This is a genomic window from Chryseobacterium sp. ISL-6, assembly GCF_018613715.1.
Classification (GTDB): Bacteria; Bacteroidota; Bacteroidia; order Flavobacteriales; family Weeksellaceae; genus Chryseobacterium; species Chryseobacterium paludis.
The window spans coordinates 253726-277340 of the sequence record NZ_JAGGPT010000005.1 but is presented as its reverse complement, the minus strand read 5'-3'; the positions used below and the strand labels follow the sequence as shown (position 1 = coordinate 277340).

11 protein-coding genes are annotated in these 23615 nt (G+C 34.4%); 4 read left to right on the top strand and 7 right to left on the bottom strand.

Features of this window, described 5'->3' with window-relative positions; translation table 11 throughout:
- Positions 1 to 18 precede the first annotated feature (18 nt).
- The 4 genes from J7E44_RS08885 (at position 19) to J7E44_RS08870 (ending at position 9493) form a co-directional block, all read left to right on the top strand.
- On the top strand, positions 19 to 906 hold the full coding sequence (locus tag J7E44_RS08885; protein ID WP_214828152.1) for a cbb3-type cytochrome c oxidase N-terminal domain-containing protein: 888 nt from the start codon (positions 19 to 21) through the stop codon (positions 904 to 906).
- 288 nt (positions 907 to 1194) lie between these two features.
- The gene (locus J7E44_RS08880; protein WP_214828150.1) at positions 1195 to 6222 is read left to right on the top strand and encodes a translocation/assembly module TamB; all 5028 of its coding nucleotides are present in this window, start codon (positions 1195 to 1197) and stop codon (positions 6220 to 6222) included.
- Positions 6223 to 8550, top strand: coding sequence for a translocation and assembly module lipoprotein TamL (gene tamL / locus J7E44_RS08875; protein ID WP_214828146.1), 2328 nt, complete (start codon positions 6223 to 6225; stop codon positions 8548 to 8550). It abuts the gene before it with no gap.
- A gap of 1 nt (position 8551) precedes the next feature.
- Complete coding sequence (locus tag J7E44_RS08870; RefSeq protein ID WP_214828141.1) at positions 8552 to 9493, top strand: YihY/virulence factor BrkB family protein; 942 nt, start codon at positions 8552 to 8554, stop codon at positions 9491 to 9493.
- Between the two features lie 31 nt (positions 9494 to 9524).
- Here J7E44_RS08870 and argS read toward each other — a convergent pair whose 3' ends face one another.
- The 7 genes from argS to J7E44_RS08835 form a co-directional block, all read right to left on the bottom strand.
- The gene (argS, locus tag J7E44_RS08865; protein ID WP_214828138.1) at positions 9525 to 11285 is read right to left on the bottom strand and encodes an arginine--tRNA ligase; all 1761 of its coding nucleotides are present in this window, start codon (positions 11283 to 11285) and stop codon (positions 9525 to 9527) included.
- 69 nt (positions 11286 to 11354) lie between these two features.
- Entirely contained in the window at positions 11355 to 11801 is a 447-nt protein-coding gene (locus J7E44_RS08860) for a lipocalin-like domain-containing protein (protein WP_214828136.1), read from the bottom strand.
- Positions 11802 to 11855: 54 nt separating this feature from the next.
- A complete protein-coding gene (locus J7E44_RS08855; RefSeq protein WP_214828133.1) occupies positions 11856 to 13316 on the bottom strand; it encodes a SusD/RagB family nutrient-binding outer membrane lipoprotein in 1461 nt (486 codons plus the stop codon).
- A gap of 3 nt (positions 13317 to 13319) precedes the next feature.
- A complete protein-coding gene (locus J7E44_RS08850; RefSeq protein ID WP_214828130.1) occupies positions 13320 to 16280 on the bottom strand; it encodes a SusC/RagA family TonB-linked outer membrane protein in 2961 nt (986 codons plus the stop codon).
- Positions 16281 to 16773: 493 nt separating this feature from the next.
- Positions 16774 to 18360: a SusD/RagB family nutrient-binding outer membrane lipoprotein gene (locus J7E44_RS08845; protein WP_214828127.1), complete on the bottom strand. Its 1587-nt coding sequence runs from the start codon at positions 18358 to 18360 to the stop codon at positions 16774 to 16776.
- A 14-nt stretch (positions 18361 to 18374) separates the two neighbouring features.
- Positions 18375 to 21404 carry a SusC/RagA family TonB-linked outer membrane protein gene (locus tag J7E44_RS08840; RefSeq protein WP_214828124.1) on the bottom strand — a complete coding sequence of 1010 codons (3030 nt, stop codon included), beginning with the start codon at positions 21402 to 21404 and terminating at the stop codon, positions 18375 to 18377.
- A 575-nt stretch (positions 21405 to 21979) separates the two neighbouring features.
- Complete coding sequence (locus J7E44_RS08835; protein ID WP_214828122.1) at positions 21980 to 23608, bottom strand: SusD/RagB family nutrient-binding outer membrane lipoprotein; 1629 nt, start codon at positions 23606 to 23608, stop codon at positions 21980 to 21982.
- Between the last annotated feature and the right edge of the window lie 7 nt (positions 23609 to 23615).

The window sequence follows — 23615 nt, the reverse complement described above, 5'->3', positions numbered from 1 at the left end:
TATTAAAATCAATGTAAAATGAAAACGAGAACACCCATTTCAATATATATCATTGTAACCATCGGGCTAACCATTATGGCATTTGAGATGTTCGCACAGGATTCGGGTTATTTCACATCTCCTTTCTTCTGGGCATTATTACTCATTGCAATCATCCTGCTTTTGATTATGAATTCTATAGGAGATCTGGTGGAAAATGAACAGTTCAGCAGATTAACAGAAAATGAAAAGAAAGAATATCTGACAGAAAAGAATATTTCCTATTTTCAAAAGCTTTGGAATTCTGCGTTTAAGAAACAGTCGCAGACTGAAGAAAAAGACATTCTCATCGACCATGGTTTTGATGGAATTACTGAACTTGATAATTCTTTACCAAAATGGTGGATTGGATTATTCTATTTTGGAATTGTCTTCTGCGCCATCTATATGATTGCTTTTGCATTTACAGATTACGCGCATCCTGATGTGGAATATGACAAGGAAACAAAAACGATGCTTGCATCGATTGTAGAATATGAAAAAAATGCACCTACTATTGATTTAGAAACAGCAAAATACAGTGCTGACAATATCGCAGAAGGTGAACAGCTTTTCAAAACCAACTGTGTAACCTGCCATGGAGATGGTGCAAAAGGAGGAATCGGACCAAATCTTACTGATAAGCACTGGATTAACATCAAAGAAAAAAGCCTTTTTAAGAATGTTTTCTGGATGCTTGAAAACGGTTCTCCAAATAATCCTACCATGAGACCTTTCATTAAGGAAGGAACGATCACAGGAAGGGATGCCGAAAAAATTGCAGCTTACATATACCATATCAATCAGGAAACAAGTCCGATTACCCAAGCTCAGGGCGGGGCAGCTCCACAAGGAGAAGAAGTAAAATGGGAAAACAATAATGAATAAATATTTAACTAAAACTATCACTATATCATGCCCCCTTTTATCACTAACTAACATTAAATTTCATTTTTCTAAACCTTTTCATACTTTGAAAAATGTATAAAAAGGGGGCTTTTTAAACTAAAAAATAAATCCAAGCCTTGACTGTTGTCTCAACTAATTCACTTCACTTCGATTCAACTAAAATTCCATAAAAGGCAGTCAAGGCAGGATTTTTGCATTCGCAAAGGGGTACCACATCGGGTAATTTTTTAAATAGTATTATTATCTTTGTTATAAACCCTATCACATTTGAAACTAAAAATTAATAAAAGAAAACTCCTGAGGCGCTTTGCCATTACCATTATATCAATATTGGTACTTCTTGCCCTACTTATACTAAGTTTGCGTCTTCCGGCGGTTCAAAACTTTATTAAAGACAAACTTATTGTCTACCTCGAGAAAAAAATCAAAACAAAAGTCAGCCTTGAAAAGGTTTATATAGGATTCCCTAACAGTCTTGTTATGGAAAATCTTTATTTAAAAGGTCAGGATATTGATACCCTTCTAGCTGTTAAAAAACTGGATGTTGGATTAAATATGCTTAAACTCATCAATTCTACTGCGGATATTACTTCTGTCGATCTTGAAGGTGTGAAGGCTAATGTGGTCAGAAAAAAAGATGGGAAATTTAATTTCGATTATATTATTGATGCTTTTGCCACTTCAGATAAGGAAGAAAGCCCTTCAAAACCATTTATTATTTCACTTGATAAAATCAACTTAAAAGATATTGGGGTTACTTTTAATGATCAGCAATCAGGAAATGACATAAAATTATACTTCAAATCTTTCGATACAAGAGTAAAAACTTTTGATTTAAATAAAAATAATTACGCAGTCAATGACATTAATCTGGATGGATTAAAACTAAAATTAAAACAAGATCTTGTAGAAGAAGTTTCGAAGAAAGTTGAGAAAAAAGTTGATTCTTTAAATCAGAAAAAATCAATGAATATTGGTTTGAGAGGAATCAAACTAACCAATTTTGATATTGATTACGGTGATGACAATACAAAAACTTTTGCAAAGGTTTTATTTAAAGAACTAAGTACAAAGGTCAATAAACTGGATCTGGATAATAATTCCTATAATGTGTCAAATATTATTCTTTCCGGAGCAGATATCAATGCCAATCTTTATTTACCTGCCCAAAATGCTAATCCAAAAAAAGAAGAAGCCACCTCACCAGGAAGCTCAGAAAAGGAAAAAGCAATGAAAGTACTTTTGGGTAAACTGGTTCTTAATGATGTAAAAGTAGCTTACCATAATACTGCAATCGCTCCTACCAAACAGGGGATGGACTTCAACCACCTTAATTTTTCAAAAATGAATGTTGAGGTCCGAAGTTTCAAAATGGAAAACAACACCTTTGCAGGAACGGTAAATTCAGCAGAAATCCAGGAAGGACGTGGTCTGGATATTCAAAAATTTAACACAGATTTTGTTTATGGAGAAAAGGAAGCCTATCTTAAAGATCTATACTTACAGACTCCAAAAACAATATTAAGAGATGAGGTTATTTTACAATATAATTCTATTGAACAGCTGACTTCTAATCTTGGGGTCGTAAAAATATCTGCTAATATCCATGATTCTAAAATAGGTTTTTCTGACATTCTAAATTTAGTTCCGACCTTAGGAAACACTGTTCCATTCAATAAATACCCCAATACCATACTTGCTGTAAATGCAAATGTAAAAGGAAGTGTGAATGATTTATTGATTCAGGATTTAAAAGTTGCAGGATTGGATCAGTTAAGGGTTGCAGCATCAGGAAGAATCAGAAATGCCATGAACCCTGATCAATTGTATTATGATTTAAAAATTGAAGAATTTTCTTCATCAGCAAAAACGATCTATAATCTGGTTCCTAAAAATACTATACCATCCAATATTTCATTACCATCTAATTTCAGTATAAAAGGAACTGCAAAAGGAACTACCAAACTGGTCAATACCAATCTTAATCTTTATTCTACTCTAGGGAATGCAGCTATCATTGCCAATGTAGATATGCGTAGAAAAAATTACGAATTATATGATATAAAAGCCAATCTTCAAGGAATACAGGTTGGAAAGATCATTCAGAATAAAGATATTGGATCAGTTACTGCACAGATTTCCGCAAAGGGAGAAAGTTTTGATTTCAAAAAAGCAAAAGCGGATCTTAAGGGTCATGTTGCTTCCGCTACATATAAAGGCTATCAGTACCGCGACATGAATTTGACCGGAAAAATAAATAATGGTGCTTATCATATTCTTTTAGATTCTAATGATCCGAATGCCAATCTGAAATTGACCGCTTCTGGAGTTTATAATGAGAAGAATCCTACAGTAAAGGTTAATGGAGATATTATCAAACTAGATCTTAATAAACTTGGGTTCTATGAAAAACAAATGATCATTGGAGGGAAAATTGATGGTGACTTCACCAATCTGGACCCTGATCATTTGAATGGATATTTAAATCTTCAGAACTTCGCATTTTCAGATACCAAAGAGGTTTATCCTATTCAGGAAGTACATTTGAAAGCAAGTTCAGCAAATGATTCAACGAATATTGTTTTCAATTCTCAAATCGCAGATGTAGAACTGAAAGGAAAATATAAATTGACTCAGATATTTGGATCATTAACCCAAACTATTAATCAATATTATCAATTTCAGAAACCCGATAAAACTCAAAAGATTGATGCTGGTCAGTATTTTACATTTAATGCGAAGGTTAAAAATGACGATCTGATCAGAAAATTTGTTCCTGATCTGAAAAGTTTTGAAACCATCAATTTAGTTGGAAATTACAATGCCGATTCTCAAAAGATTGAAATTGATGGACAGATCCCACAGTTATTATACGGAGAGAATTCAATTGAAAATGCAACGTTAAAAGTAACCAACGAAAATCAGGCATTACAATACAACCTGAATGTTGCTGCCCTAAAAAGTTCGAGTCTTGCTTTAAATAAAATTAATATCGGAGGTGATGTTTCGAACAATATCATTAATTACAATATCACAACCAAAGATCAAAAAGATGTTACTCAATTTCTGATTGCCGGAAATGCAAAATCATTAAATGACATTACAGAAGTTTCTCTGAATCCGGATGGTTTAAAATTAAATTATAATGACTGGACAGTTGCTGAAGGAAATAAAATCCAAATTGGCAGTAAGGGGATTGTAGCTGATAATTTTAAACTTTCGAATGCCGGAAGTGAGATTTCTCTGCAGTCAGAAAGTGAATCTGCCAACAGTCCTTTAAATATCTCATTGAAAGATTTCAAAATCGAAACCATCACCGAGATCATTAAGAAAGACTCTCTTTTAGCTAAAGGAACCATTAACGGGACTGCTCAGCTTCGGGATTTAACAAAAGATATGACATTCACTTCTGATCTCAATATTTCAGATCTGTTCGTGTATGGAAATCCAATTGGAAATCTAGCTGTAAAGGTAAACAGCACATCATCTAAACTTTTAAATGCTGATATTGCGCTTTCCGGAAATGACAATGATGTGAAAATTGCTGGAAATTACAACACTTCTTCCAGCACATTTGATCTGAATATGGCCATCAATAAGCTTCAGATGAAAAGTGTTCAAGGATTCTCCATGAATGCCATTACCAATACAGAGGGTTATCTTTCCGGAAATCTGAATATAACCGGAAGTACAGATAAACCTAATATCTTGGGTAAAGTGAAATTTAATAATGTAGGTCTTGAAATCGCTAAAACGGGAAGTGATTTCAGAAAGCTGAATGATGAAATTGATTTTACAAACAGAGGCATTGAGTTTAATAAATTTAAAATCAATGATAAAGATGGAAATGCACTTGTTGTAAACGGTCAGGTTCTTACACAAACATATCGGGATTTCGCATTCAACCTTGATGTTAATGCTAAAGGTTTCAAGGTAGTCAATTCTGAAAAATCTAATGACGCCATGATGTATGGAACACTTGCGATTGATGCGGGGTTACATATTCGAGGAAACTTAGACTTACCAAAAGTGGATGGAAGATTGGCTGTGACTGACAATACAGATTTCACTTTTGTACTCCCTCAATCCAGCCCTTCATTACAGGAAAGAGATGGAATTGTAGAATTTGTAGATCAGGATCAGATTGTTCTCAATAAGACCATTAAAGCCGATTCCTTAAAAGCGCAAAGCCGTATTAAAGGAATGGATGTAAGTGTAAATATCGAAGTAAGCAAAGAAGCTAAAATGTCGATCATCATCGATAAAGCCAACGGTGATTTTGTACAACTTCAGGGAGAAGCACAACTAACTGGTGGGGTTGATCCATCAGGAAAAACGACTTTGGTTGGAGTATATCAGGTAGAAAAAGGATCTTATGACCTTTCCGTAAGTTTACTTAAAAGAAAATTTGACATTCAGAAAGGAAGCACCATTACCTGGACAGGAGAACCTACTGCAGCGATTATGGATATTACTGCCGTCTATAAAGCTGACGTAGCACCTATCGATCTTGTAGAACAACAGATAAGTGGTGAAAGTTCTTCGACTATCAATCAATTTAAACAAAGAATCCCTTTCAATACTTTATTAAAAATGAGTGGTGAATTGCTGAAACCGCAGATTACATTTGATATTACCACTGATAAAAAAAATAGTTCTGTTTCATCAACAGTAACAGATCTTGTTGATCAAAAACTTACCCAGCTCAGAACTCAGGAATCTGAAATGAATAAACAGGTTTTTGCTCTATTATTATTGAATCGTTTTATAGGTGAAAACCCCTTCCAAAGCGGCGCAGGAATGTCTGCTGAGGCAATGGCAAGACAGAGTGTAAGTAAAATTCTTTCCCAACAGCTAAATAACCTTGCTTCAGGCTTGATTAAAGGGGTAGACTTAAATTTTGGACTAGACTCCTCTGAAGATTATTCTACCGGGCAAAAAAATACGAGAACTGATCTTAATGTAGATATCAGCAAAAAACTATTGAATGATCGTCTTAAAGTTACGGTAGGAAGTAATTTCGGTTTGGAAGGTGATGCCAGACAAAATGAGACTACGAACAACATTGCGGGAAATGTAACGGTAGATTACAGCCTCTCCAAAGACGGCAGGTATATGTTGAGAGCTTATCGTAAAGATGAATATCAGGTGGCTCTGCAAGGACAAATTATTGAAACCGGAGTTGGATTTATCATCACATTGGATTATGATCAATTCCGTGATATTTTCAAAAAATCAAAAAAAGACAGACCGAAAAAAGAAAATAAGAATAACCAAGTGGTAGAATTTAAATAAATGGGAAATAAACTCAAAAAATACTTTACATATTTTTTCGCTTCAGGACTTACTGCAGTTAGTCTTTCGTGTAGCAATACCAGATTTCTTAAGGAAGGGCAGATGCTTTATACCGGCGCAGAAGTAAAGATTGACAATGATACCATCCCTAAAAAAGATAAAAAAGAACTTCAGGCTGCTCTGGAGGAAAATCTAATTCCTAAACCGAACTCAACCCTACTTGGGCTACGTCCCAGGTTATACTTTTACAATATTGCCAAAGAACCTAAAAAAGATAAGGGTTTCAACTACTGGCTAAAATACAAGATCGGTGAAAAACCGGTTCTATTAGGTGATGTTGATCGTGAATTCAATAAAGATATCATTGTCAACTATTCTGAAAATAAGGGATATTTTAACGCTAAAGCAACGTATGATACAATTTCAAAAAACAAGAAGGCAAGAGTTATTTATACTCTAAAACCTGGTGCTCAGTATTTAATCAGTAGTGTGAAATTTCAGCAGGATTCTTCTGTGGTCAACCATGAGATTCAAAATTTAAAAGAAAAAACCCTGCTTAAAAATGGAAATCCGTTTGATCTGGGCGTTATCAAAACTGAGCGGGATCGAATTGATAATGGTTTGAAGGAAAAGGGTTTTTATTATTTCCATCCCGATAATATTATTGTTCAGGCAGACAGTACAGTGACCAAGAATCATAAAGTAGAGCTTAATGTAAAATTAAAAGAGGATACTCCTGATCTGGCTACCCAACAATTCAGTATCGACAAAGTGATTGTTTTCCCTACTTATAATCTTCAGGATGTAAAAAAGGGTAAATACAGTGTTCCAATGAACAAGGATTCTCTTTCAAAGTATGCTTATAATGACATATATGTGATTGACCCACAACATAAATTTAAACCTAAAATTTTCGATAGGGCATTATACTTTGAGAAAGGAGATTTGTACAACCGTACCGATCACAATCTTTCATTAAACCGTTTAATCAGCTTAGGCGTTTTTAAATTTGTAAAAAATGAATTTATTGTTTCAGATTCTCTACAGCATAAATTTGATGCTTACTATTTATTGACGCCAAGAGAAGTACAATCTCTTCGTCTGGAAGCTTTAGGAAGAACCAATTCTGCCAGCTATGCAGGTAGTGAGTTGAATCTAAACTGGACGCATCGAAATTTTTTCAAAGGTGCTGAACAATTTAAAGCAGCTATTTATGGAGCTTTTGATGTACAGATGGGTGGCCAGTCACAGGCTAAAAACATGTATCGTGCCGGAGCAAATGTACAGTTGTCTATTCCTAGAATAGTTGCCCCATTCAGATTCCACTCTTCCAGCGCTTTTGTCCCAAGGACCAATATAACTCTTGGGTATGAATTCCAAAACCGTACTGAATATTACACACTTAATAATTTTACAGCTTCATTCGGATATGTATGGAAGGAAAATGCAAGAAAAGAACATGACTTAAAAGTTCTAGATATAACTTTAGTTTCACCAGCTAATGTCACTCCATTATATCAATCAATAGCGACTACTCCTGCTATGCAAAGAGTAGTTGAAGAGCAACTTATTTTTGGTCCTACTTATTCATATACCTATACGAATACTATGTTGCCAAAAACAAATACCTTCTATTACAAGGGCACACTTGATTTGGCGGGAAATATTACAGGCTTAGTAACAGGAGCCAGCGCAAAAAAAGGGAAACAAAAAGAAATCTTTGGAGTTCCGTTCAGTCAGTATGCAAAAATGGAAAACGATTTCAGATTCTATCACAAGTTTTCAGAAAAAACTAACTTCGCTTCACGAATTATAGCCGGTATTGCTTACCCTTATGGGAATTCAGAATACATCCCTTTTTCCAAACAATTTTTTGTAGGCGGAAGTAACAGTATTCGAGCGTTTCGAGCAAGAACCTTAGGACCTGGAAGCTATGATCCAAGAGGCTTAAATGAGAAGCTTTCGTTTGATCAATCGGGAGATATCAAATTAGAGATGAATGCAGAATATCGTGCTAATCTTTATAAATTTTTAAATGTGGCCGCGTTTATAGACGCTGGAAATGTTTGGTTAATTAAGGATAAGGACAATGACCGCCCAGGTGGAACATTTTCAAAAGATTTTTTGAGTGAAATTGCTGTAGGTGCCGGAGTTGGTCTAAGACTTGATTTCTCAATATTAATTTTAAGATTAGACTTAGCAATGCCCCTTCGTGTTCCTTACTATGAAAAAGGAGACAGATGGACTTTTAACAGGATCAATTTTGGAGATGGCAGCTGGAGAAAAGATAATCTTGTTTTAAATATAGCAATCGGATATCCATTTTAATATGATCAACAATATAAAATTTTTCTGGGAGGTTTTAAAAGACACATTTGCAGAATGGAACAGTTCTACCGCATCAAGAGATTCGGCGAGTTTAGCATATTATGCGATCTTTTCTATTCCGGGATTATTAATTATTATCATATGGATTGCCGGAAACTTTTTCGGGGAAGAAGCCATCCGTGGGCAGATCAGTACTCAGATCAGTGGATTGATGGGAAATGATGTTGCCAAAAGTGTAGAAAATATGATTGCCGGCGCATTGATCGACAAACAGAACATTTTCATGAAGGCAGTAGGAATAGGCTCTTTGGTCTTTGGTTCCACCACATTATTTTTTCAATTGCAACATTCTTTAAATACCCTTTGGGATGTACAATCAGCACCCAAAAAAGCATTAATTAAATTTCTTCTTGACAGAGCCAATTCCCTGGGAATGATCCTCATCCTTGGATTTTTATTAATGATCACCATGATCCTTTCTTCAGCAATAAGCCTTTTTAATACCTGGATCACAAATTATTTTGGTTTTGAAACTTATATGTTGGTGGAATTGGTGAATTTTGCTGTTGGCTTTGCTCTTGTGATGCTGTTATTCGCCCTAATGTTTAAATTTCTACCTGATGTACAAATCAACTGGAGACCGGTCTGGAAAGGTGCTATATTGACGACCCTTTTGTTTACATTAGGTAAGTTTTTATTGAGTCTTTACTTTAGTAATTTCAAACCAACCTCAACTTTTGGAACCGCAGGAACTGTTATTCTTATTATGATGTGGATCAATTATTCCTGTATGCTGATATTTTTCGGAGCAGAATTTACAAAAGTATACTCTTACAAAAGAGGATATAAAATTGTTCCTTCCAAACATGCCAAGTGGAGTGACGCCAAATTATATGAAGACAGTCACAAAAATCAACCTAAACAAAACGAATCTGCTTCATAAAAAAGCCTCTTGAATTCAAGAGGCTGATATTTTACATTCTGTTTACGGTTCCTATTCCCAGTAATCCTAAAGATTTCTTTATTGTCTGAGCCGTTAGATCTGATAGATTTAATCGGGTCTGCTTTACATTCTCATCTTCCTGAATCATAATAGGATTATTCTGATAGAAAGAATTGTAAGATTTTACAAGATCGTAAAGGTAATTAGCAACTAAGGCTGGGCTTAATGTTTCTGCTGCTCTAGCAACTACCGTTTTATAATTGGCTAATTGCATGATCAGTTCCTTTTCAGATTGATTTAATTCAACATTAGCTACTTCTTTTTGAGCGTACATTGCTTTTGTTAATAAGGATTGAATACGAGCATAGGTATATTGAATAAAAGGACCTGTATTTCCGTTAAAATCAATACTGTCTGCCGGGTTAAACAGCATTTTTTTCTTAGGATCTACTTTTAGCATAAAATACTTTAATGCTCCCAATCCAACAGTCTCGTAGGATGTTTCTTTATCTTCATCAGACAGGTGTTCAAGTTTTCCTAATTCCTGCGCCTTAGATTTCGCTGTTGCATACATTTCCTGCATCAAATCATCAGCATCTACAACAGTTCCTTCACGGGATTTCATTTTTCCTTCAGGAAGTTCCACCATTCCATAAGATAAGTGGAATAATTGATCAGCCCAGGCATAGCCTAATTTTTTCAGGATTTTAAATAAAACCTGGAAATGATAATCCTGTTCATTCCCTACCGTATAAATTAGCTTTTGAATATCATTTTGCTTAAATCTTTCAACCGCAGTTCCCAAGTCCTGAGTCATATAAACAGAAGTCCCATCAGAGCGTAATAAAAGCTTTTGATCCAAGCCTTCATCTGTAAGATCACACCAAACCGATCCGTCTTCTTTTTGATATAGAATCCCTTTCTCCAAGCCTTCCTGGATAAGATCCTTTCCTAAAATATAGGTATTGCTTTCGTATTGAACCTGGTCAAAATCAACGCCTAGTCTCTTATAAGTTTCATTGAATCCTTTATAGACCCAAGAGTTCATTTCATTCCACAGGCTTCTTACTTTTTCATCACCATTTTCCCAGTCCAGCAACATCTTTTGAGCTTCCTTCATTAAAGGAGCCTCTTTCTTCGCCTCATCCTCTCCTATTCCCTTCTCAACAAGCTCGGCTATTTCTTTTTTGTAATTTTTATCAAATTCTACATAATAATTTCCAACAAACTTATCTCCTTTGGTATGGGTTGTCTCAGGTGTTTCCCCATTTCCAAACTTTTCCCAAGCCAACATCGATTTACAAATATGAATCCCTCTATCATTAATGATCTGTGACTTGATCACATCATATCCTGCCTCTTTTAGAATTTGAGCAACAGAGAAACCTAATAAATTATTTCTGATATGTCCTAAATGCAGTGGTTTATTAGTATTTGGAGAAGAATATTCTACCATCACTGTTGCATCTTTCTTTTCAATTTTTGAGAAACCATCAGTTACAGATCTCAATTGATCTACAAAGAATTGGTTTTTAACTTTAACATTCAGAAATCCTTTAACCACATTAAAGCTTTCAAACACATCTGTTTGTGCTGTTAAAGATTCTCCTAATTCTATTCCTATACTTTCGGGATTTTTCTTTAATTGTTTAACTAGTGGAAAGGTAACAATCGTAAAATCTCCTTCATACTCAGTTTTATTTTCCTGAACCTCCAGATTAATTTCTTTTAACTGATATACATTTAAAATGACTTCCGAAAGTTTTTCCTCTATTATATCTTTAATATTCATGTTCTAATTTTGAAATACAAATATACGGAAATAAAAAAACCGCCCGAAGGCGGTTTATTATAAGAAATGCTATTGTTTTATAAAAATTAAAACGGCTTCATCATTTCCAGGCACATTATCTAAATTTTTAGAATTATCATATACCCTAAGCTCAGTAGTGGAAAATGACTCTACCTCCTTTTTAAGAGTTTTAACTGCTCCACCTTCATTATATGTAAGTGTAAGAGTACTATATAGATTGTCATAGCCCCATTTACCAGCAAAGGAATCAAATTTAGTACAGTTACCTGAAGTAGAAAGATCATATCTTTCATAAACTCCAGTAAAATCTGCATTGATCAATAGCTGACCTTTGAGACCACAATCATTTACCATATAAGTTTTACCCCTGAATTCATATTTATAGGGTTTCCAATTTCCATTGATGCTTACATTGTCTACAATATTGTTATTATCGTCATCATTGGAGCATGAAATAATGCACATTAAAAAAAAGAATCCTATTAAAAATTTCATATAAAAACATTTACTTTATCTAAACAGAAATGCTTGTTTAGATTATTAATTAATTTAAAATTTGTCCCAAAAGATTTTTGTTGACACTTTATCGCCTCCAATTTTTGCAGCTGCAGCTTTTACATTAGTAGCATTTAAAAGATATTCCTGATCAGAATAAGGCATTCTTACTGGCACTGCTTCTACTAATGATCCTGATGGATTTGCAAATACAGGAAAATCCAGTCTTCTTGTAAAATTCCATGCTTGGAAGCCCTTATTAAACATCGCTATCCACGCCTGCTCACCAATTGATTTTTTCCAATTAATTGGATCAAATGGATGTGCAGCTATAAATGCACTAGCCTGAGTTGGGTCAACATTATATTCCGTCATGGAAGCTTGAATTGCCTGCGAATATAAGGTAGTAGCAGTTCCACCCACAGCAAAACCTCGAGCAGCAGCCTCAGTTCTCAAAAACATAATTTCAGCATAATCCAATAAAAATCCTTGTGCATTCTCTCCTGAAATAACATTTGTAAAGTGAGAATATTGGTTAAATACATTTTGGCTACCGTACACTCCACCAACATAAGCATTAGCAACAGTAGTAAACCAAACCGCTCTTCTTGGATCATTATTAGTATTCATGAAATTTACCAGAATATTTGAAGGTAAGAAATCATTTCTACCAGATTGTATTACGTCTTGATAAACCGGATTGGATAATAATCCTGAAGGAAATGTCTGTAGTCCAAAATTATCAGCCTTCTCTGTAAATAGCCCTCCTGTATATGCCGCTTCAGCATAGGTTTTGGCAAGTACGGGTTCTACATCTGCTAAAGCAATAGCGAGTCTAAACTTCAAAGAATTTCCCATCTTTTTCCATTTAAACATATCTCCTTTGTAAATTAAATCTTTATCATATCCTATTTCAGAAGTATTAATCAATGCCAAAGCAGCATCGATCCTTTTAACAAGATCAAGGTAAATGACCTTTGCATCATCATAAGGAATTTCAGCATTTCCAGGGTTTTCCGCTGTAGCTTTCAACGCTCCAAAATATGGTATATCTCCATAAGTATCTACTAAATTAGCCCATGCGTAAGCATTCACTAATTCTATCATAGCGATGCTATTATTTCTTTGAACCGGAGTTACACTTTCTCCATCAAGAAACCTTCTTGCATCTCTTAATGCTGACAGAACCCCCGGAGAGTTTATTGTAGCAGAAGCAGACGACATCATACGGTTGTAATGATTTCTAGGTATCGGACGAGCAGTCATATTATAATTTGTCTCATCCGGATATGTTGTTTCCGACCATTGCTGGGTGAAAAATCGACTTATGTTTCTGTTAACATTAACGTTCAATACCTGATCAAGCAATGCGTGTTCCGCACTTGCAAAAAGTACTCCTGATGGAACTTCTGTTGGATGTTTTGGATCTTCGTTCAATGAAGTAATATCCCTCTCACATGAATTCAAAGTTAATGCGAGTGAAGCAACACCTATAATTAAAAATATTTTTTTCATTTTTTAGAATTTTAAAGTTATGTCTATCCCAATGTCACGAGTTGTAGGCAACGATCCTATGGATTGTCCTTTAGCAGCTAGCCCATTCCCTGTTCCTGTTTCAGGATCGGCATAAGGTAAATTTTTATGGATGATCCAAAGGTTTCTTCCAACAATTGAAATTTTTGCATCCTGGATACCTGTATTCGCTAAGTATGATTTTGGTAAATTATACCCTATACTGGCTTCTCTTAATTTTACATAAGATGCGTCATAAACAAATCGTTTGTTTGGCATAGCATTATATCCATCTACACGACCACTAATTCCAGGAGTACTTGTAGGTGTTGTATTGACTTGTCCATTTGGATTCACTCCTGGATAGACTACCCCACTTTCTCTATAATACGCTGTTTCTTCATATAACCCGGTAGAGATACCATATCCCATATCTGGAGAAAATACATCCCCTCCTTGTTTCACATCAATCAGGAAGCTGAATGAAAAATCTTTGTAGCGAAGACTATTTCTTACACCACCTACCCAATCAGGTGTAACATTTCCTATAATCTGATTATTGTTTCTTAAATACCTTCCTGTAGTCGCATTAACTACTTTTTGTCCATTAGCATCATATACATAATCCGATCCCACCAAAGCTCCAAATGCTTCGCCAACACGAGCATTAAGAGATACATTGTTCTGATAACTTGCTAAAAGATAATTTTGAGAATTTCCATTTAAAGAAACTACTTCATTTTCATTTTTAGACCAGTTTACATCAATATCCCATCTAAAGTCATCGGTTTTAAATGGCGTACCATTTAACTGCACTTCTATACCTTTATTATTGACCTGCCCGGCATTTACTAAAAACGTTCTATATCCTGTAGCTGAAGATACTGGCAAATTAATGATTTGATCAATTGTTCTTGTTTTATAGATAGCTACATCAAATCCTAATCTGTTTTTAAAGAATTGTGCTTCCATACCAAATTCTGTTTCCTTAGATCTCTGCGGCTTTAAATTTGGATTAGCAAGGAAAAAAGGCTGATCAAACAATCCTTCTCCTCTGGCTTTAAATGTATTTACTAATCTGTAATTCGTTGTTGAGGAACCTACCTCTGCATAATTTCCTCTTATTTTCCAGAAGCTAAGCCAATCCTGCTTTACAAATTCTGAAAGAATTAAAGATCCTGTAACTGAATAATAATCGTAGTTATTATTCTTTTTTGGAAGGTTAGAACTTTGATCCATTCTATACGTTCCATCAACGTATAAGAAATTTTTATACCCAAAAGATGCTGTTGCATAAATACTCGAAGTAACAAACTTTTGGTAGGTCTCATCAGGAGGAAGTATTGTTCTTACTGAGTTTGAAATCGCAAATAATCCCGGCTTCGAAAGTCCTCCTTCCGTAGTTGCAAATACATTATCTACTAAATTTCTTCTGACGTTTCCTCCGACAATACCACTCACATTCAAATCAGAGGTAATATCAAATTTATAGTTAGCAAATAAATCAAAATTGATTTCTGTATTTTTCACATTTGTTCTCGAATATCCTGAACCTACATTAAGGCCTGACGCTCCAAATACCTGAGGTATTGATCCGTTCATTAACCTTTCTTCTATAACCATCTGTAGATCATCATACGATAACTTTCCTGTAATTCCGAAATTTTTGGAAACATCGTATTTTAACTGTGCATAACTGAATATTCTGGTTCTATCATCTGACTGATAACTCTGATATCTTTGAAAGTAAGGGTTGTTCCAATATTGAGGTGTTGCATCATCAGAAGCAGTTCTGTTCCAGGAAAAATTAGAGTTTCCATTATTTTGATATGCCTGTCTCAATGCTTCAACATCTACGTTAGTCTGCCACCATTGTCGGAAACCAGTAATAATATTGTCAGAATAACCTGTTTCGTTTCTACCTCTTGTACCCTGCAAAGTTAAAGTGGTAAAAACTGATGCATGTAATTTCTCTGTAAAATCATGATTAAATTTTGCTGATATGGTATTCTTCCTTAATTCAGAGTTTGGCATAAGACCATTAGAAAGCATATTAGAATAAGATAGTGAGAGATTCGATGTTTTATTTCCTTTCTCAAGCGTAAGCGTATTCACATAGGTAATCGGAGTTTCAAAAAATTTAATCGGTCCGTTTTTAGCTGCAACCCATGGTGTTGCTTTTTTATAATTTGGAGACGATGGATCGTAAGAATCCCATTGATATACCAAAAGATTGGGATCGAATGCAGGTCCATAAGATGCATCATCTACGAAGTTAGCATAATTGTGTCCGTCTGGGTTTGGATCTTCATTCCAAGAATTCCCTCCGTAACCGGCGCCGTATTTTGTTTGGTATTTAGGAAAGGTAGACTTGTCAATAAATCCCGCAGTTATTCCAGAATTTATTGTTACTCCCCAAGTACCGTCATCTTTACCTTTACCACTTTTTGTAACGATCAAGATAACACCATCACTACCTCTTTCTCCATATAATGCAGATGCGGCGGCTCCTTTCAGAACGTTTACAGACTCAATATCTTCCTGATTAATATCGGAGAGAAAGTTTCCGTAATCGAATATTGATCCTGCAACCGTGTTATTGTTCACTGGAGAACCATCTATTACGATAAGTGGAGAACCTCCGGATAGAGATTTGTAACCTCTAATTAAAAGGTTAGCTGATCCGCCAAAGTTATTGTTTGTATTAACCTGTAACCCGGCTACCTTACCTGAAAGAAGTGATGCTACGTTTCCGGTGTTTGTCGTTCCACCAGTTAACGCCTCGGCCTTTATTTCTTCAGAGGCATAACCAAGAGATTTCTTATCTCTTTTAATTCCAAGGGCAGTCACTACGACTCCTTCGATGTCTTGTGTTCTTACTGTATCTGTCTTCTTTTGTTGTGCATTGGTGAGTGCAAACGATGAGGACAACACAAGTATAAGTACACTTGCTGTTATTTTCTTCATATCAAATTATTTAAGCTTTACAAATTTGTAAAACTTTCTTAAGAACACAAAAGAAAATTATAAAAAATTAACAATTGTTCAAAAATCATCAACATAATCATCAATTAAGTTAATAATTTCTGTTAAACATTGAAGATTTAACAAAAACTAAAACTCTAATAAGTGATTTAATTGTAAAAAATAGACCAGTCTATAAAAACGACATACTATATCATACAGTAGTGATATTTAATTATAAAAAGGAGCCTAATAATAGAATTAACAGCTGATTAACAGAATATTAAAAGCAATCCCTTCATTAGATATTACATTCAATTACTATATTTTCAATCCATTCGTGATCAAATTCACGACCATATACAATGCTATGCATATAATATTTTTATCCTTATTTCTTCTTATTAGTATAAATTATCAAAAATTAAATATTACTTAAAACAAAAAAAAACCGCTCTAAAGAGCGGTTTTAAATATATTAAAATGAATGATCAAATTAATTTCTTGCCCAGAATGGCGTGTATTGATTTTTGCTAAATACATCAGAATTACTTATTCCTGGAACATTGCTAGCATTACCAATATATTCTGAAAGAGGATAAATTAGTCTGTTAGGTTTTGGATTTGAAGAAACAGTTGCTAGAGGAGTCACAGGGAAACCTGTTTTAGTATAATCAAAGAAAGATTGCTCAGGATTAACTCCTGTTAAAGCGATCCATTTCTGAGTCATAATAGCCTCCAATTTATTCACATCAGTTCCAGTCCATCCCAATCCTGGTCTTGCTGCTATTGCTGTTAAATAATTTGTTAATAAAGTAGCATCAGTAACTCCAAAGTAATTAAATGAAGCTGTTATACCAGCAGTAAAATTAGCATTAGCATTTGAGAAAATACCCGGATACTTTAAAGCCGCTTCTGCTTGTAAAAACTTGGATTCTGCTCTAGTCATGATACAACCAGATTTAGCTGATGCCATACTTGTTAATTCAGCAGTAGTAGTAGGTGTTCCCGTTCCGATGGTAATACCATAAGAGAATCTTGAAACAGAAGTTGGTACACCTGGCTGACCTGGTAAATTACCTTGTCTAATCCCTTGAACTTTTCCACCACTAAGATTAAACATTCTTGCTCTTCTACCATCAACAATTCCATTAAATTTCTGATAGACCGGACGGCTATCTCCTTCAATATTTCCATTTAAGATAATTGCCTCATGCTCAGAAGCAACATTGATAGAGAAATTCGCAGCATTATTACCTGAACTAGTTTTTACGAAGAAATTTGTAAATGGATTTTGTTGTGCATCATTTGCAGCTGAATATCCTGGGTTCTCCAATACATCCTGATCAATAAAAGTTGCACCACTTAATGATGCTAACTTTTGATCTCTGTAAGTCGCCATAGCACCTGTCACATTTGACATTCTTAGCAAATACCTTAGTTTCAATGTATTAGCAAAAGCCTTCCATTTAGTTTTATCTCCTTTAAAAACAATATCTCCAGTTGGAGTATCTCCAGAATTAGAATTTAATAGAACAATTGCACTTTCTAAATCAGCAATAGAAGCTTTGTAGATATCTTCACCTTTATCATATTTAGGCGTTAAATTATCTTGTCCTTTCCAAGCTTCAGAATATGGCATATCACCATACAAATCTGTTAATATCTGTACATAGTTCGCCTTCATAATCATTGCCATTGCCTTATGCTGGGTATATTTCTTAGTAGGATCATTAAATACAATTATCTGTTGAAAATTGGCAATCCCTCTGAAAATACTATCCCAAACATCATTGTAAAATGTGTTGGAAACGTTAGGCTTATAATCATCAATAAATGGAGCTCCATATACCAATGAGTTTCCTGCAGTTGAATTCATTGCAACGCTCGCAAACCTATTTAATGTCTGAGACTGCTTTGCATATGTTGATGTAATACCAACAGGCAATAATTCATTTGGAGTAACTTTATCAATCCCAATGTTATTTGGATCTTCATTAACATCAAGGTATCTATTACATGACACCGATGCAAACAACATAGATATAGATAAAACTGCTGTTGTTAATTTTATATTTTTCATAATTTTTTTAAAGTTTAGAATGTAGCTTTTAAGTTAATACCAAAAGATCTTTGAGAAGGATATTGACCTGCGATTGCAATACCAGCACCATTACCATTTGTGTAAGAAGTTTCAGGATCAGCATAGTTTCTGTTTTCTTTCGAATAAACAAAGAATGGGTTTCTTGCAAATAGACCAACTGTAAAACCAGTAACAAAAGTTGACGATAAAACAGATTTTGGAATATCATAAGACAATGCGATTTCTCTTACCTTAAAGGCTGTAGCATCTAATACCATTGGTTCTCCTAATCTTTGTAGAGATTGAGAACTGAAATATCCAGCAACACCATCATAATCTGCAGTTCCTCCTACTGGAGTAACGTTGGCAACAGATTGACCATTTACTATTTGTACTGAATTAGGAATCACATACCCTTGGCTTCTGTCAAAACCAGCAGTATCTTCTGTCATCCCGGCAAATGTAAGAATACTTTTACCTAGTGATGCAAATTTACCCCCTTTACGGTAATCCATAGTACCGGAAAGTGTAAAGCTCTTATATCTGATAGAAGTATTCAACCCAAGTGTATAATCTGGAGTCACTCTACCCATACTAGTTAAAGTAGTACTTTGCAATGGAACACCATCTGCACCTACAATAATTCTTCCCTGATCATCTCTTTGGAAAGTAGTAGCTTTAATAACCTGTGCATCAGATCCTTTTATCGCAAAAACTCCAAGTCCAACTGTTTGATAAGGAACAGCAAGTGCTACTTCATCAAGTCCATTTGGTAAATCTATTACAGTAGTTCTGGATTTCGCGAAAGAAGCTCTTAAATTCCAAGTGAAATCCTGAGTTTTGAATGGTGTAATACCCAAATCTATTTCCAAACCTTTCATTCTGGTTTTCCCAAAATTATCCTTCAGTGTATTAAGTCCCGAAGTATTTGAAACATTCGCATTAGTAATCAAGTCTTTTGTATCAGACTGATAAATCGATCCTTCTAGAGTAATACGATCATTGAAGAAACCTAACTGAACGTTTAAATCAACAGTAGATATAAATTCTGGTTTTATTGCTCTGTTTGTCTGCGCAGCATTTACCCCATAGCCAGGTAATCCTGGAAAAGGATAACCAGCAGGTATAACACCAACATTTGTAGTATTATAAGGTAATACTGCTGATGTATTTCCAACTCTTGTGAAACTTGGTGCGATCTTGATATAATTAATCACATCATTTTTCAATCCTTCAAATGCTTTTGTAGGAACGAATGAAAGACCTACAGAGTAATAAGGATATGTTTTATTATGAAGCTCTCCATTATAGAATGTAGATAAAACAGAACTTTGTTCAATTCTAAAAGTAGAGTTTAAAAATAGATAATCTTTATATGATAAATCTAAATTGGCAAATCCTGCAACAATCCTTTGTCTTGTAGTACTATTTTCAAAAGCAATATTATCCAGTGCAGCTGCTCCATTTAGGTTTCCTGGTTGAATCGGACTGTTAACATTACGGATATCATACCATCCCGGAACAATTAAATTAGTTCCTCCCATTGATCTTGCAGTTCTGTAGCTATCCTGAATGTTATTACCAAGGTTTAATTTCAAATTAATATCATCAGTAAGATCATAGTTGAAATTCAACATAATATCTCCATAATAGCTTCTTGTATTTACTGTACGGTTGATATAGTAAGAATCATAATTAGCATTTTGCGTATAATCCTGTAAATTCCCTCCGTCAAATGTTAGCCCTGCATCATATATCTGAGTTGCTTTAAAGCCATCATCATGGTTATCTGATCTTGAATTATTTAAAAATACGTTACCTGTGTATGTTAAATTGATATTCTTGTTAAAATCATATTGTAATGACAAGATTCCAGATAAATAATCATTAATAGTATTCTGTCTGGTATGCTCAATCTGATAATAAGGGTTTTTAGTAAATGCAGATAAACCTCCTTCGATACCAGAGTTTCTATACTTTCTGACATCGTTCATTGTAGGCATTTGAAGGATATCGTTGTATAGCTCAGAATCAGATTGATTTGTAATTTTACTAATATAATTAACAGTACCGTCAATTCTTAATTTATCTAACTTTTTACCAGCTTTTAATAAAAAGCTATTTTGTCTTAATTTATCACCTTCAACAACGAAATCATTTTCTAATCTGTTGATAGATAACATTGCATAAGAATCAGCTCCCCCAGAATTAACAGTAATACCATTCTGCAAGATTACGCCATTTTTGAAAAATTTAGAAAAATGATCTTTTACAGGAGCAAACTTTTCATAGATAAATTGATTGTTTGCTTGCGGAAGCCCTGAAGGAACCATTTGTCCTCCAATATCAGGATTGTTATAAGCTGGACCCCAAGACATATTTTCAAAAGGCACATAAGTTGCTCCATTATAATCTGGATCACCAGCACTAAAAGCAGGCTCATGTGGATATCCCTTTCCATATTGCTGTTGAACTATAGGAAATTTAAAAGCTTGGGTCATTTGTATTGAGGAAGTTAGAGTAAATTGCATTTTCTCACTCTTAGCTCCTCTTTTAGTAGCAACGATAATAACACCGTTTACCCCTTGCTGCCCATATAAAGCTGCACCTTGTAATCCCTTAATGACATTTATACTCTCAATTGCTTCTGGAGGTATTTGAGTTAAAACGTCAGCAGAGGAAATTACGTTATCAATAACAACTAAAGCCTGGTTATTACCAGAAATTGATTTATTCCCTCTAATTACGATTCTACTTGTTGCTCCTACACCATTATCAGTCTGAGTAATCTGTAAACCAGATACCTTTCCTGTCAAAGCTTGTACAGCATTTGGAGCTGAAGCCTGGTTTAATTCTTTTGTGCCAACTACTTGTTGTGCATTTGTTACTGCATCAGCTTTTTTCTTAATACCAAGAGCCCCTGTAACAACGACTTCTTCGATATTCTGTGTTCTTACTGTATCACTCTTTCTTTGCTGTGCATTTGCAACAAAAAAAGACGAAGACAAAACTACAATTAGAACACTAGTTGTTAATTTCTTCATATTTAAATTGATTATTTTTTTTATTATTGCAAATTTGTAAAACTTTCTTAACAATACAAAAGAAAATCGTAAAAAATTAACAACTTTTTAATAATCGACAAAATTAAATATTAAAATTTAACACAATTAGTTAAATATAAGGATTTTAACAAAAATTCATAAAAAAAAAGAAGGTTTAATTAAATTAAAAATACATTTGAAAAAAATCACAAAGCCGTTATATTAATAGAAGTAATTTGATTAAAAAAAAGCAAATTAAACACTGATTAACAGCAGATTACGATTAAAAGCCATATCACATTAAATTATTCACCACTAGTTGTATTAAATTGTTTTTAAATTTAACAAATAAAAACAACCATCAATTAAGCACTTTTCATCGAAAATTTTTCTTAAAATAAGCACAAATTGTAAAAAAAATGCCAAAATTTAAAATATATGATTCAGATTTGAATTACAAATCATCATTAAAAAAAATCACCACATTTCGAGTGATATGAAATAAGATGTGACCAGAATTTCTTCCGGTCACATCTGCAATATATAGCATTTGTTAATTGAATGTATTTTTTAAATTATTTCATCCAGAATGGTGAATACTGATTAACCGTATACATTTCATCAATTCCCGGATTTGGAACATTTGCCGTATTTGAAATATATTCAGATTGAGCATACATTAATCTTTTTGGTCTTGACGGATAATAAGATCCTAAAGGCATTGGCAAAACTGGAAATCCTGTTTTATTATAGCTAATAAATGTTTCAGTAGGATTAATATTCGTCAGAGCAACCCATTTTTGATATTGAATAGCTTGAATTTTATTAGGAGAAGCTGCCCATCCCATTCCTGGCTTAGTAGAAATAGCTGCCAAATAATTATTAGTAGCTGTTGGACTAGCACCAAAAGTAAGAAAAGATTGAGTAACACCATCATTAAATGAAGTCTGAGCATTAAATGCCATTGTCGTAGGATAAACAGTCGCTGCTTCAGCCTGTAAAAACCTAACCTCAGCAAGAGTTAAAACCAAACCTGGCAATGCTGAACCTCCAGATGGAGATGCAAAAGCAGAGAATAAGCCCAAAGTCGCAAAATCGGTTTCAACCTTGGAAGCATCTTTACCCCCACCCTGAGGCTGTCCAACCATTAAATTTGCATTAGCAGAAGGCCCAGACACTCCCCCAATATAATTAGATGCCTGTCCAACTCCATTATTTAAGAACAATCTTGTAATCCTACCATCAGCAACGCCAGAAGTCTCGGGTATTTGTCCTTTTAATGCTTTGATAATATGATCAGAAGCAAATGTCAATCTATAATCCGCACTCATATCATTTGAGGCTATATTAATCACACCATAAGTTGTATAAAATGGGTTCTGCTGCCCCGTACTAGCACTACTATACCCTGGATTTATCTTAACATCGGCGCTTACAAATTTTGTTACATCTGACGTTAAAGGTGCTAATGCTTGCAACTCTGTATTTCTCCAGGCGATTACTTCGGGATCTGTACAATTTGAAAGCCTCACCAACATTTTCAACTTCACCGTGTTTGCCATCTGAGCCCACTTACTCATATCAGCAGATGCAGCCGCAAATATAGGATCCTCAACAGGCAACAAAGCATAGGTTGCATTTTCAGGTGTTTGCCCCAATAAAACTAAAGCTTGATTAAGCTCAGCTAACAATCCTTTGTAAACATCTTTACCCTTATCATATTTCGGATGCTTATTAGCTTGACCTTTAAAAGCCTCAGTATAAGGCACATCATTATACAAATCCACAATCATTTGCATATAATAAGCCTTCATAATCTTAGCAATCGCTACATGATGTGGATATTTAGCTGCATTAGGACTTTCAATTATCGCCTGATAATTTGAGATTCCTAAATATAAATTATCCCAAATCGTATCATAAAATTGAGAATCAGCTCTCATTCTAAATTCATCTCCATAAGGTGAAGCATAGAAATAAATATTTCCAGCCCATGCATTCATTATTAAATTCCCAAACCTATTCATAGTTCCTGCTTGGGTTCTAAAAACTACAGTTTCTGCAGCAGACAATCTATCTTTTGGGGTAAGCTGATTACTGTAAGCATCATTAACATTCTTATTCACATCTAAGAACTCCTCACTACACGAGTTAAAAAATAACAATGCTGTTATTCCTAAAATTGGTATTAATATCTTTTTCATTGTTTTT